Origin of the sequence: Terrabacter sp. 2YAF2 (genome assembly GCF_052114705.1) — a bacterium.
Classification (GTDB): Bacteria; Actinomycetota; Actinomycetes; order Actinomycetales; family Dermatophilaceae; genus Terrabacter.
Map to the genome: position 1 here is coordinate 60,517 of NZ_JBFRFG010000009.1, position 13,600 is coordinate 74,116.

Below are 13,600 nucleotides of genomic sequence, written 5' to 3' on the forward strand. Positions count from 1 at the left end.
CGGACCCGGTGCCCGCGACGAGCGCGCCCGCACCGCGGGATAGAGTCTGCGCGTGAGAAGTTGGCCGATGCCGTTCGTTCCCGAGGTTCCCGGCAGTGCCCCCGAGGTGCGAGTCCGCGACACGGCATCCGGCGAGCTGGTTCCCGCTGCGCGTGGCGATGTCGTCACGCTCTACGTCTGCGGCATCACCCCCTACGACGCCACCCATATGGGCCACGCGGCGACCTACGTGACGTTCGACCTGCTCGGGCGGGCGCTGCGCGCCAGCGGGCACAGCGTGCGCTACGTCCAGAACATCACCGACATCGACGACCCGCTCCTCGAACGGGCCGAGCGCGACGGCATCGACTGGCGCGACCTCGCGACGCGCGAGGTCGCGCTCTTCCGCGAGGACATGACCGCGCTCGCCGTGATCCCTCCCGACGAGTACCTCGGGGCCGTCGAGAGCATCCCCACCTTCGTGGGCCCCATCGAGAAGCTCGTCGTCGACGGTTGGGCGTATGCCGTGCCCGCGCCAGACGCGTCGCGCCCGGGTGCGCAGGACTTCTACTTCGACGTCGCGAGGGACCCGCGGTTCGGCTCGGTCAGCCACCTCGACGAGGCGGGCATGATGGAGGTCTTCGCCGAGCGCGGGGGAGACCCCGACCGTGCGGGCAAGCGCAACCGGCTCGACGCCCTGCTGTGGCGAGCCCACCGTGAGGGCGAGCCCGAGTGGGACGGCGGGTCGCTCGGCTCGGGCCGGCCGGGCTGGCACATCGAGTGCGCGTGCATCGCGCTCGACCACCTGGGCCTCCCTGTCGACGTCCAGGGCGGCGGCACCGACCTCGTCTTCCCGCACCACGAGATGAGCTCGGCGCACGGCCGCGCGCTCAGCGGATCCCAGTCCTTCGCGGGCGCCTTCGTCCACCAGGGCATGGTCGGCCTCGACGGCGAGAAGATGAGCAAGAGCAAGGGCAACCTCGTCCTCGTCTCGCAGCTGCGTCGTGACGGCATCGACCCGATGGCGATCCGGCTGGCCCTGCTCGCCCGGCACCACGCGCACGACTGGATGTGGACCCACGACCAGCTCGTCGAGGCGCAGCAGCGGCTCGCGACCTGGCGAGAGGCCTTGTCGTGCAACGGCGGTCCCGTCGCCGACCAGACCGTCGACGACATCCGCGCCGCTCTCGCCGACGACCTCGACAGCCCGCGGGCCCTCGAGGCGGTCGACCGGTGGGCCAGCCAGGCACTCAGCCGCGGGGGCGACGACCCGGGTGCCCCCGGCATACTCGGTCGGGCCCTCGACGCCCTGCTCGGCGTCCGCCTCTGACCCCACACCGGCCACCCCCCTCCCCAATCGAAAGAGCATTCCGTCCGGACGGAATGCTCTTTCGATCGTGATGGGGGAGGGTGGCAGGCCGGCGCGCCAGGCCGTGCGCAGGGCGCCGGGGGCTCTTCACCCGATCGAGAGAGCGATCCGTCCGCGTTCGGCGGGACCGCTGGGCGGACGGAATGCTCTTTCGATCGTCAGCGGCCGGTCTGGTCGTCGTCGCGCCCGTGGACGGGCCTTCCACGTCAACTGACCACTTGGGGGCTTGTTGCGGTCCACCTCGCCCACATGACGCAACAAGCGACCAGATGGTCGGCTGATGAACTCACGCTGCCCCGCCGCCGACCCCGAAAGAACTCGGCTCAGCGGCCGGTCTGGTCGTCGTCGCGCCCGCGGAGGTAGCGCTCGAACTCGCGCGCGATCGCGTCACCGCTCGCCTCGGGGAGCTCGGCGGTGTCCTGCGCCTCCTCGAGGGACTGGACGTACTCGGCGACCTCCTCGTCGGACTGGGCCAGCTCGTCGACGCCCCGCTCCCAGGCCCGGGCGTTCTCCTCGAGCTCGCCGTGCGGCACGGTCACCCCGAGCAGCGACTCGATGCGGCGCAGCAGGCTCAGGGTCGCCTTCGGCGACGGCGCCCCACCGGCGTAGTGCGGCACGGCAGCCCACGCCGAGACCGTGGGGATGCCGGAGTCGGCGGCGGCGTGGCTCAGCACCCCCACGATGCCCGTCGGCCCTTCGTAGCGCGACGCCTCGACGTCGAAGCGGTGGATCGCCGCCTCGTCCTCGGCGGTGGCGGTGACCGGGATCGGTCGGGTGTGTGGGACGTCCGCGAGGAGCGCGCCGACGGTGACGATCGTCGTGACGCCGAACCGCTCTGCGAGCTCGAGCAGCTCGACCGTGAAGGCCCGCCAGCGCATCGACGGCTCGATGCCCTGCACAAGGACGACGTCACGGTCCAGACCCGTCTCGGTGGCGACGAGGACGCGTGTCGTGGGCCAGGTCAGCACGCGCCGACCGTCCTCGAGCGACACGCGCGGACGGTTGACCTGGAAGTCGTAGTAGTCCTCGGGGTCGAGGGCCGCGACGACCTCGGCGTCCCAGACCTCGGCGAGGTGGCGGACCGCGCTCGTGGCCGCCTCGCCGGCGTCGTTCCAGCCCTCGAAGGCCGCGATGAGCACCGGGTCGACCAGCTCCGGCACGTCCTCGAACTCCAGCACCATGTCTCCTTCACCGTGGTCGCGGTCGCGTCCACCCCTTCAGCCTAGGACCTGCCGGACCGGATGGCCCGGACTCCCGGGCGGGCGCGCCCCGGGGGCTGCGGGCTCCTGCGCGGGCTCTGGCGCGGACTCGATCGGGTATGCCGGAGGGTGGCGTCGCGTGACCGCAGTGCGGGCGGCAGCGCGGGAGCCACGGCAGGTCCGTAGAATCGGGCCGGTCCCGTCACACGGCACGTCTTCGTGCCGCCGAGAGGAGCCACGTTGTCCAAGTCGCAGCAGCGACCCGATGCCACCGAGAGCCTCACCGCCACGCTCGGCCGGCGCATCATGATTCTCGACGGCGCCATGGGGACGGCCATCCAGCGTGACCGCCCCGACGAGGCCGGCTACCGCGGCGAGCGCTTTGCCGACTGGCCGAGCGACGTCCAGGGCAACAACGACCTCCTGACCCTCACTGCGCCCGAGATCATCGGCGGCATCCACCGCGAGTACCTCGAGGCCGGCGCCGACATCATCGAGACCAACACCTTCAACGCCAACGCGATCTCGCTGTCGGACTACGGCATGGAGGAGCTCGCCTACGAGCTGAACTTCGAAGCCGCCGCTCTGGCGCGCCGTGAGGCGGACGCCATGACGGACCGCACGCCCGAGCGACCCCGCTACGTCGCGGGCGCGCTCGGGCCGACGACGCGTACGGCCTCGATCTCTCCCGACGTCAACGACCCCGGGGCGCGCAACGTCTCCTACGACCAGCTCGTCGCCGCCTACCTCGAGTCGGCCCGCGGCCTCGTCGACGGCGGCAGCGACCTCATCTTCATCGAGACGATCTTCGACACCCTCAACGCCAAGGCGGCGATCTTCGCCGTCGAGACCCTCTTCGAGGAGCAGGGCCGGCGCTGGCCGGTCGTCGTCTCCGGCACCATCACCGACGCGTCCGGCCGCACGCTCTCCGGTCAGGTCACGGAGGCATTCTGGGACTCCGTCCGGCACGTCTCACCGCTCGCCGTGGGCCTCAACTGTGCCCTCGGCGCCAAGGAGATGCGGCCCTACATCGCCGAGATGGCGCGCCTGGCCGACTCGTTCGTCTCCTGCTACCCCAACGCCGGGCTGCCCAACGCGTTCGGTGAGTACGACGAGGCGCCCGACGAGACCGCGGGCATCGTCGGTGACTTCGCCGAGGCGGGGCTCGTCAACCTCGTCGGCGGCTGCTGCGGCACGACGCCCGAGCACATCGCCGCCATTGCCAAGGCCGTCGACGGCAAGCCGGTCCGTGAGCCCGCGTCCCTCGCGCCGGCCATGCGCCTGTCGGGTCTCGAGCCGTTCACCATCACCGACGAGAGCCTCTTCGTCAACGTCGGCGAGCGCACCAACATCACCGGCTCGGCGCGCTTCCGCACGCTCATCAAGGACGGCGACTACGACACCGCACTGTCGGTCGCTGCGCAGCAGGTCGAGAGCGGCGCGCAGGTCATCGACGTCAACATGGACGAGGGGATGATCGACGGGGTGGCGGCGATGGACCGCTTCCTCAAGCTGGTCGCGAGCGAGCCCGACATCAGCCGGGTCCCCGTCATGGTCGACTCCTCGAAGTGGGAGGTGATCGAGGCCGGGCTCAAGTGCGTGCAGGGCAAGGCCATCGTCAACTCGATCTCCCTCAAGGAGGGCGAGGAGCCGTTCCTGCGCCAGGCCCGCCTCGTGCGCAAGTACGGCGCTGCGGCTGTCGTCATGGCCTTCGACGAGGACGGTCAGGCCGACTCGCTCGAGCGCCGCAAGCAGATCTGCTCCCGGGCCTACCGCCTGCTCACCGAGGAGGTCGGCTTCCCCGCCGAGGACATCATCTTCGACCCCAACGTCTTCGCCGTCGCCACGGGCATCGAGGAGCACGCGTCCTACGGGCTCGACTTCATCGAGGCGACGCGCTGGATCAAGGAGAACCTCCCGGGCGCCAAGGTCTCGGGCGGCATCTCCAACGTGTCGTTCAGCTTCCGTGGCAACAACCCCGTGCGTGAGGCGATCCACGCAGTCTTCCTCTACCACGCCATCGCGGCCGGCCTCGACATGGGCATCGTCAATGCCGGCGCCCTGGCCGTCTACGACGAGGTCGACCCCGAGCTGCGCGAGCGGATCGAGGACGTCGTGCTCAACCGCCGACCCGACGCCGCCGAGCGGCTCCTCGAGATCGCGGAGGAGTACAACAAGGTCGGCCAGGCCGCTGAGGTCAGCGAGGAGGAGTGGCGCGCCTTGCCGCTCGGCGAGCGCATCACGCACTCCCTCGTCAAGGGCGTCGACGCACACATCCAGGCGGACACCGAGCTGCTCCGCGCGGAGATCGCCGACCGCGGAGGCCACCCGATCGAGGTCATCGAGGGTCCGCTCATGGACGGCATGAACGTCGTCGGCGACCTCTTCGGCGCGGGCAAGATGTTCCTGCCCCAGGTGGTCAAGAGCGCCCGCGTCATGAAGAAGGCGGTCGCCTACCTCATCCCGTTCATCGAGGAGGAGAAGGCCAAGGACCCCGAGCTCGCCACCGCCAAGGACACCAACGGCACGATCGTCATGGCGACGGTCAAGGGCGACGTCCACGACATCGGCAAGAACATCGTCGGCGTCGTCCTCCAGTGCAACAACTACGAGGTCATCGACCTGGGCGTCATGGTGCCGGCCCAGAAGATCCTCGACGCCGCCAAGGAGCACGACGCCGACATCATCGGGCTCTCGGGCCTCATCACCCCCTCGCTCGACGAGATGGTCGGCTTCGCCGCCGAGATGCAGCGCCAGGGCCTGACCATCCCGCTCCTCATCGGGGGGGCGACGACCTCTCGCGCGCACACGGCCGTCAAGGTCGACCAGCGCTACGACGGGCCCGTCGTCTGGGTCAAGGACGCCTCACGATCGGTCCCGACTGCCGCCGCCCTCCTCAGCGACGAGCTTCGGCCGAAGCTGCTGGCCCAGGTCAAGGAGGACTACGACTCGCTGCGGACCCGCCACGCGGCCAAGCACGACCGGCCTCTGCTCGGCCTCGAGCAGGCACGGGAGCGGCGCACCCAGGTGGACTGGTCCGGCTACCGGCCGCCGCACCCGCACCTGTTGCTCCAGCAGGACCACGACGTCTCGACGATCACCCGATCGCACCGGATCTCCCAGCACGTCAAGGCCTTCCACCACTACTCGCTCGGCGAGCTGCGCCGCTACATCGACTGGCAGCCGTTCTTCAACACCTGGGAGATGAAGGGGAGCTTCCCCGACATCCTCAACAACCCGGCCAGTGGTCCGGCCGCGCGCAAGCTCTACGACGATGCGCAGGCGATGCTCGACCGCATCGTCGACGAGCGCTGTCTCACGGCCAACGGCGTCATCGGCTTCTTCCCGGCGAACTCCGTGGGCGACGACATCGAGGTCTACCTCGATGACGCGCGCTCCGAGCGGCTGACGGTCCTGCACCACCTGCGCCAGCAGGGGGAGCACCGCGCAGGCGTGCCGAACCGGTCGCTTGCCGACTACGTCGCACCCAAGGGGACCGACGACTGGATCGGCGGCTTCGCCGTGACCGCCGGTCTCGGTGGGGGAGAGCGGGTCGCCGCGTTCAGGGCGGAGCTCGACGACTACAACGCGATCCTGCTCGAGTCGCTCGCCGACCGCCTGGCCGAGGCCTTCGCCGAGCGGATGCACGAGCGGGTCCGCAAGGAGTTCTGGGGCTACGCGCCCGACGAGCACCTCGACAACGTCGCGCTCATCAAGGAGCAGTACGCCGGCATCCGTCCGGCTCCCGGCTACCCGGCCTGCCCCGAGCACACCGAGAAGGCGACGCTCTGGCGCCTGCTCGACGTGGAGGCCAACACCGGCATCACGCTCACGGAGAGCATGGCGATGGCCCCGGGCGCGTCGGTGAGCGGCTGGTACTTCTCGCACCCGCAGTCGCAGTACTTCGTCGTCGGCCGTCTGGGTCGCGACCAGGTGCAGGACTACGCCGACCGCAAGGGCTGGACGCTCGCCGAGGCCGAACGCTGGCTGTCCTCCAACCTCGCGTACGACCCGGAGGACTGAGCCGGTGCCACTCTCACCCGCCACCGAGCCCGACGTCGTGGTGCCGGCCCTCCCGGCCGCGGTCCTGTGGGACATGGACGGCACGCTCGTCGACACCGAGCCGTACTGGATCCAGGCCGAGCACGAGCTCGTCGCGGCACACGGAGGCGAGTGGAACGACGAGTTCGCGCACCAGCTCGTCGGCAACGCGCTCGAGGTGTCGGCCCAGCTGATCATCGAGAAGTCGGGGATCTCGCTGTCCGTGCCGGAGATCGTCGACGCCCTCCTCGGACGCGTCATCGCCCAGGTCGAGCGCCGCGTGCCGTGGCGTCCCGGCGCCCGCGAGCTGCTGCTCGAGCTCGGCGCCCTCGGCGTGCCGTCGCTGCTCGTCACGATGTCGTGGCGCTCGCTCGCCGACATGGTCGTTCGGCGCCTGCCGGAAGGGGCCTTCGACCATCTCGTCACGGGCGACGAGGTGAGCCACGGGAAGCCGCACCCGGAGCCCTACCTCGAAGCCGCGCGCCTCGTCGGGGTCGACCCCGCCGACTGCATCGCCATCGAGGACTCCCCGGCGGGCGTGCGCTCCGCGACGGCGGCCGGTGTGCCGACGATCGCGATCCCGCACGTCGTCCCCGTGCCGCCCATCGCCGGGGCGGTGCACATCGACACCCTCGCAGGAGTCGGCGCGGCCGACCTCACGAGGATCGTGTCGAGCGTGCGGTCCCCTCGCTGAGGCGGGCCAGCGTCTGCAGCTGGCGCCGCATCATCACGAGGTCGCCCCAGGCGAGCGCGGTGGAACGCGCTCGGGCCGGCGCCGATCGCGCCCGGGGGAGCGCGATGTCGCCTCGGAGCGTCGTGCGCGGACCGTCGCTCTCGATGGGACCGTCCGTGAGCGGCACGGTCTGGTAGACGAGCGGCAGCCGACCGAAGAGGCGTATGCCGGCCGGCTCCGTGATCTCGAGGGCGACCATCTCGTCGGGCACCCAGTCGACGAGCGTGAAGATCGACGCGAAGCGCTGTCCGCGCTCGAGCCTCTCCAGGCCCGGCGTCAGGGAGCGTGGGCTGCGGCGGCCCAGGTTGTCGACGAGGTCGTAGCTGTACGGCGCCACCCTCAACTGGCACAGCCACCGGAAGACGACCTGGGGCTCGGCACGCGCGGTGACCGCCCGGCTCACGACCGGCCCGTCGTGGCCGACCAGACGTGCCGGCATACGTGATTGTGCGAAATCGCCCCAGCGCCAGGGCAGTTCGGCTCGCGGCGCCAGCGCACCGGGTGGGGGGTCACTCACCGGCGACCCTTGCGTCGGGAGGCACCCCCGCGAGGCGCGCCCTTGCGACCGGCCGGCTGGCCACGGCGGGCAGTGGAGTGTTGCGAGCGCCCCGGTGACGCCTCGCGTCGACCCGCCTTCCGGGCGGGATCAGCCTTGGGGGACGCGTCCGTCCCGCCGCGGGTGCTGCGTTCGGTGCGGCCGCGGACGATACCGATGAAGTCCTCGATGCGGGGATCCTCGTCGTCGGCGCGCCACGCGAGGCCGACGCGCGACGGGGCCACCCCGGTCACGGGACGGTGCACGACGTCCTTGCGGTGGTGCAGTCGCGCGACCGACATCGGCACGACGACGATGCCGGAACCGGATGCCACGACCGAGACGGCCTGCTTCGTCGTCATGCGCGGCATCGCCGTCGCCCGCTCGAGCGCCTCCGGACCGGCGACGGCCGTCCACTCCGGCACGGAGGCAGGGTCCTGCATGAGGACCTCGTCCGCGAGGTCGGCGACGTCGACCTCGTCGACGGCCGAGACGACGTGGTCCTTCGACACGACGACGACCGGGACCTCCTCGTAGAGGGGGATGACGTGCAGGCCGTCGCGGTCGACCGGTAGCCGGAGCAGGACCATTGACGAGGCACCCTCACGCAGGTGGTCGAGCGCGTCGGTGTCCTCGACGGGAACCGCCTCGAGAGGGGACTCCGGGAGGCGCTGGGCCCACACCCGCAGCCACTTGTCGGGCGTCACGCCGGGGACGAACTCGACGCGGAACGGTTGCGTCATGGTGGGCCTTCGCTGTCGGGACAGGTCGGTCCGAGGCTAGTCCACCCGGGCGTCGCTGCCCGACCACGTGACGGCCGTGGGGGCTGTGCCGGGACGCTCGCGCTCGACGGCTGCCGGAGGCCCCGGCGCGTGCGCAGTGACGGTCCCGGGACGCCCTAGGCTTGACCCATGCCCACGCCGAAGCCGCAGACCATGAAGCCCCAGACGGCCGCGAAGAAGCTCGGCGTCCTGCTGTCCGAGACCCCGGCCGACTTCCAGGAGGGCGTCGTCAGCCGCACCGAGCTCAACGCGCTGCAGGCCGACCCGCCTGAGTGGCTCTCGACCTTGCGCCGCAACGGTCCCCACACGCGCCAGGAGACGGCCCGACGCCTGGGCATCTCGAACTCGGGTCTGGCCCGCGGCGGTGTCGGCGAGCACCTGACGACCGAGCAGATCAAGGCCGTCCTCGAGGAGATGCCGGCCTGGCTCGTGGCCGAACGCGACATCCACGCCCAGGTCCGCGCCGAGGAGGCGCGGCTCAAGGCCCGGGACGCCGAGCGCGCCTGAGCGCCTGAGCCCGCGCGTCCGCGACTGCTCCCGATCAATCCGCTGGCACGCCCGCGGTCGTGACGACGACACTCGTCGGGTGGACGTCGAGGTCACCGGTGGGGTCGTGCGTGGCAGCAGCGAGGACGGACTCACCGTCTTCCGCGGGATCCCGTATGCCGCGCCACCCGTCCCGTTCTCGGCGCCTCAGCCCGTCCGCGCCTGGGACGGGGTGCGGGACGCCACGGCCTTCGGGCCGCCGCCACCGCAGTCCGGCTCGTTCGGGATGGACGCCCTCGGCGGTGCCGGCGACGACTGGCTGACCGTCAACGTGTGGTCGGCCGACCTCGCAGGACGGCTCCCCGTCATGGTGTGGGTGCAGGGCGGCGCCTATGCGTTCGGCATGTCCGGCCTCCCCGAGTACGACGGCAGCACGCTCGCCCGCGCCGGGGTCGTCCTCGTGACCTTCAACTACCGCGTCGGTCTCGAGGGCTTCGGCCACGTCGAGGGGATGCCCGCCAACCGCGGCCTGCTCGACCAGGTCGCCGTCCTCGAGTGGGTCCGTGACAACATCCGCGCCTTCGGCGGTGACCCCGCGCGGGTCACCGTCTTCGGCCAGTCCGCGGGTGGCGGGTCGGTGGCAGCCCTGCTCGCCATGCCCCGAGCAGCCGGTCTGTTCCAGCGGGCCGTCGCGCAGAGCGTGCCGGGCACCTTCTTCACCCCGGCGCTCGCCGCCGACATCGCCAGGGAGTGCGCCGCGGAGCTGGGCGTCGAGCCCGCCGACCTGCCGTCGGTGGACCCGCGACTGCTTCCCGCGGCCGGCGATGCGGTCGCGGCGCGCCTGGGAGAGCTGACCCGTCGCTGGGGGCCGGCGGCCCACGCGCAGGTGCTCTTCGCCCCGGTCGTCGACGGGGACGTGCTGCCGACGACGCCGTGGCAGGGCCTCACCGGCCGGGTGGAGCTCATGGTCGGGCACACCCGCGACGAGCAACGCCTGCTCACGGCCCTCACCGGGATGCTGGGCGAGGTCACGCAGGCGCAGGCCACCCTGACCGCCGAGGTCTTCGGACCGGACCCGGAGCGCTACCGCGACGCCTTCCCGGACCCCGGGGAGCTGTACGAGGTCGTGCGCTCGGACTGGCTCTTCCGGATGCCGTCGCTCAAGCTCGCCGAGGCGCAGCTCGCGGCCGGCGGTCGCGTGCACCTCTACGAGCTGACCTGGCCGGCGCCGGGCATGGGTGGCATGCTCGGCGCCTGCCACGGTCTCGACGTGCCCCTCGTGTTCGGCAACCTCGCCGTCGGACAGCCCGCCCTGCTGATCGGCGAGCCCGGCCCGGAGGCCGAGGAGCTGTCGAGGCAGATGCGCGACGCCTGGACCTCGTTCGCCATCGACGGCGACCCCGGGTGGCCCGGCTTCGAGACCGGCGCCACCCGGTTGTTCGGCGAGGAGCCCGCTGTCGGTGAGTACCCCGAGAAGATCTCGCGGGAGATCTGGACCCACGCGCCCGACGTGCTGGACCTGCCCTAGGCCCATCAGGACGGCCCGGAGCCGGGGCCGTCAGCGGTGCTGCGCGGTCCACGCCCCCGCGGCTGCGGCCTCGGCGATGAGATCGGCCACCTCCGCGTGGTTCTCGCGGATCAGGCCCGTGGTGACACGGACGTGGCCCGCGGGGCCAGCCGGGTGCTCGACGGAGAACGGCGACCCCGGCGTCACGGCGATCCCCTGGCTCGCCAGGCGCAGCACCGCGGCCGCCTCGTCACGCACGGGGACCCAGATGTTGAGGCCGTCGCTGCCCGGCACGTCGATGCCGTGCGTCGCGAGGCGCTCCACGACGAGCTCACGCCGTCGGGCGTACTCCGCACGGGCCGCTGCCGTGCGTCGGGCGCACTCGTCGTCACGCAGGAGCCCGGCGAGCACCCGTTGCAGCAGTCGGCTCGTCCAGCCCTGCCCGATCGCCCGGGCGTGGCGGACGGGCCCGAGCAGTGCCGCCGGCCCGCTGATCGCCGCGATGCGCAGGTCGGGACCGTGGGACTTGCTGAAGCTGCGGATGTGCAGCACCTGGTCCGGGATCCACGCCCCGAGACTGATCGCGCCGGACGTCGAGATGGGCCCGCTCGAGTCGTCCTCGACGACGATGCAGTCGTGCCCGCGCAACACGGCGGCCAGGCGGCGCGCGCGCGTGGGCGACATCGACACCCCGGTCGGGTTCTGGCCGCGAGGCTGGAGGACGACCGCTGCGGGGCGCCTCGGCAGGAGCTCCTCGACACGGACGAGGTCGAGGCCGGTCTCGTCGAGCGGAACCCCGACGACATCGACCCCCCGGTCCTCGAGCAGGTCGAGCAATGGTGGGAAGCCGGGGTTCTCGACGAGGACGAGGTCGCCGGGGCGCAACAGGGTTCGGGTGACCAGGTCCAGCGCGTCCATGGCGCCGTCGACGACGAGGAGCTCCTCGGCGGCATACGGCCAGTCCTCGGCCAGCACGGCCCGCAGCTCGTCGAGCACGGGGTCGTCGAGGTAGCTGCTCGGGGTCGCCGGCTCGGCCAGGCCCGAGAGCACCGGTACGAAGGGCGGCAGGAGGGCGCCGTCGGGGATGCCGGTCGAGAGGTCGAGGTGCACGGGGGACTCGTGGCGCAGCGCCCGGGTGTAGCGCTCGCCACCGCGCGCGGTGGGGGCGACCGTCGTGCCGCGCCGACCGTCAGAGCGGATCGTTCCCGACCTCGCGAGCAGCTGCCACGCCGCGCTCACCGTGGTCGGCGACATCATCAGCTCCTCGGCCACGCGGCGGATGGGTGGCAGCTGGTCGCCGGGCCGCAGGGCGGCGTCGCGGATGGCCCGGGACACTGCCTGGGCGAGACCCTTGGCGGTCGGGGCGTCGAGACGCTCCTCGAGGGCCGAGATGACGACGCGCATCTTCGTAACATAGCAATCGATGCTTTGTATGGGGTAGTAGTGGCACGTAGCGTGGAGCGCATGACGACCCAGGCTGTGACCATCGACCACTGGATCTCGGGCACGCGCGTCCCTGGTGCCTCAGGCCGGACCGCGCCGGTGCACGACCCCGCGACAGGGCGCGTGACGGGGGAGGTGCCGCTGGCGTCGACCGCCGAGGTCTACGCGGCCGTCAAGACCGCGGCCGCGGCGGCGCGGGAGTGGCGCACGAGCTCGCTCTCGAAGCGGGCGGCGGTGCTCTTCGCCTTCCGCGAGCTGCTCCACAGCCGCACCGACGAGCTCGCCGCGATCGTGACGGCAGAGCACGGCAAGGTCCTGTCCGACGCGGTCGGCGAGATCGCCCGCGGCCTGGAGAACGTCGAGTTCGCCACGGGCGTGCCACAGCTGCTCAAGGGCGGCTTCTCCGAGCAGGCCGCGAGCGGGGTCGACGTCTACAGCATCCGTCAGCCGCTCGGCGTCGTGGCGGGCATCACGCCCTTCAACTTCCCCGTCATGGTGCCGCTCTGGATGTGCGCCAACGCCATCGCCTGCGGCAACGCGTTCGTCCTCAAGCCGAGCGAGAAGGACCCGTCCGCCTCGCTCTTCCTTGCCGAGCTGTGGAAGGAGGCCAGCCTGCCCGACGGCGTCTTCACCGTCGTGCACGGCGACAAGGAGGCGGTCGACGCGCTCCTGGACCACCAGGAGATCGCCGCCGTCAGCTTCGTCGGTTCGACGCCGATCGCCAAGTACATCTACGAGCGTGGCACGGCCAACGGCAAGCGCGTCCAGGCGCTCGGTGGCGCGAAGAACCACGCTCTGGTCCTGCCCGACGCGGACATCGACATGGCCGCAGACGCCATCGTGTCCGCGGCGTACGGAGCGGCCGGTGAGCGGTGCATGGCGCTCTCGGTCGCGGTGGCCGTCGGCGGGGTCGGCGACGACCTCGTGTCGGCCATCTCCTCCCGGCTGCCCAGGCTCACTGTCGGCCCGGGTGCCGAGGAGGGCACGGACATGGGCCCGCTCATCACGCGCGAGCACCGCGACAAGGTCGCGGGCTACGTCGCAGCGGGGGCCGAGGCGGGCGCGACCGTCGTCGTCGACGGCCGCGAACAGGACGTCCCGGAGGACGGCTTCTTCCTCGGCATGACGCTCCTCGACGACGTCACGCCCGACATGACCGTCTACCGCGACGAGATCTTCGGCCCGGTGCTCTCGGTCGTCCGGGTCGCGACCTACGACGAGGGCCTGGCCCTCATCAACCGCAACCCGTATGCCAACGGCACCGCGATCTTCACCCGTGACGGCGGCGCCGCCCGTCGGTTCCAGAACGAGGTCGAGGTGGGCATGGTCGGCATCAACGTGCCCATCCCCGTGCCCGTCGCGTACTACTCCTTCGGCGGCTGGAAGGACTCGCTCTTCGGCGACACCCACATGTACGGCCCTGAGGGCATCAACTTCTACACGCGCGGCAAGGTCGTGACGCAGCGGTGGCCCGACCCGGCCACCTCGACGGTCGACCTCGGCTTCCCGCGCACCCGATGAGAGAG

Annotated in this window: 10 protein-coding genes; 6 read left to right on the plus strand and 4 right to left on the minus strand. The window is 71.6% G+C overall.

From position 1 onward, the window contains the following. Positions 1–52: 52 nt before the first annotated feature. A complete protein-coding gene (gene mshC / locus AB4030_RS12325; protein ID WP_442279512.1) occupies positions 53–1,309 on the plus strand; it encodes a cysteine--1-D-myo-inosityl 2-amino-2-deoxy-alpha-D-glucopyranoside ligase in 1,257 nt (418 codons plus the stop codon). A 362-nt stretch (positions 1,310–1,671) separates the two neighbouring features. On the opposite strand, the gene AB4030_RS12330 is transcribed toward mshC, so the two are convergent. Further along, the gene (locus tag AB4030_RS12330) at positions 1,672–2,526 is read right to left on the minus strand and encodes a PAC2 family protein (RefSeq protein ID WP_442279590.1); all 855 of its coding nucleotides are present in this window, start codon (positions 2,524–2,526) and stop codon (positions 1,672–1,674) included. Positions 2,527–2,787: 261 nt separating this feature from the next. Between AB4030_RS12330 and metH the strand changes: the two genes are divergently transcribed. Further along, positions 2,788–6,570 carry a methionine synthase gene (metH, locus tag AB4030_RS12335; protein WP_442279513.1) on the plus strand — a complete coding sequence of 1,261 codons (3,783 nt, stop codon included), beginning with the start codon at positions 2,788–2,790 and terminating at the stop codon, positions 6,568–6,570. A 4-nt stretch (positions 6,571–6,574) separates the two neighbouring features. Beyond that, complete coding sequence (locus AB4030_RS12340; protein ID WP_442279514.1) at positions 6,575–7,282, plus strand: HAD family hydrolase; 708 nt, start codon at positions 6,575–6,577, stop codon at positions 7,280–7,282. On the opposite strand, the gene AB4030_RS12345 is transcribed toward AB4030_RS12340, so the two are convergent. Next, entirely contained in the window at positions 7,245–7,760 is a 516-nt protein-coding gene (locus AB4030_RS12345; RefSeq protein WP_442279515.1) for an SRPBCC family protein, read from the minus strand. The genes AB4030_RS12340 and AB4030_RS12345 overlap by 38 nt on opposite strands. A 74-nt stretch (positions 7,761–7,834) precedes the next feature. Beyond that, entirely contained in the window at positions 7,835–8,599 is a 765-nt protein-coding gene (locus AB4030_RS12350) for a LysR substrate-binding domain-containing protein (RefSeq protein WP_442279516.1), read from the minus strand. 168 nt (positions 8,600–8,767) lie between these two features. Between AB4030_RS12350 and AB4030_RS12355 the strand changes: the two genes are divergently transcribed. Beyond that, a complete protein-coding gene (locus tag AB4030_RS12355) occupies positions 8,768–9,145 on the plus strand; it encodes a DUF5997 family protein (RefSeq protein WP_442279517.1) in 378 nt (125 codons plus the stop codon). Positions 9,146–9,224: 79 nt separating this feature from the next. Then, entirely contained in the window at positions 9,225–10,652 is a 1,428-nt protein-coding gene (locus AB4030_RS12360; RefSeq protein ID WP_442279518.1) for a carboxylesterase/lipase family protein, read from the plus strand. 30 nt (positions 10,653–10,682) lie between these two features. Here the strand turns inward: AB4030_RS12360 and AB4030_RS12365 are convergent, their stop codons facing one another. Continuing rightward, positions 10,683–12,035 carry an aminotransferase-like domain-containing protein gene (locus AB4030_RS12365; protein WP_442279519.1) on the minus strand — a complete coding sequence of 451 codons (1,353 nt, stop codon included), beginning with the start codon at positions 12,033–12,035 and terminating at the stop codon, positions 10,683–10,685. 60 nt (positions 12,036–12,095) lie between these two features. On the opposite strand from AB4030_RS12365, the gene AB4030_RS12370 reads away from it, so the two are divergent. Next, positions 12,096–13,595: a CoA-acylating methylmalonate-semialdehyde dehydrogenase gene (locus tag AB4030_RS12370; RefSeq protein WP_442279520.1), complete on the plus strand. Its 1,500-nt coding sequence runs from the start codon at positions 12,096–12,098 to the stop codon at positions 13,593–13,595. Positions 13,596–13,600: the final 5 nt, after the last annotated feature.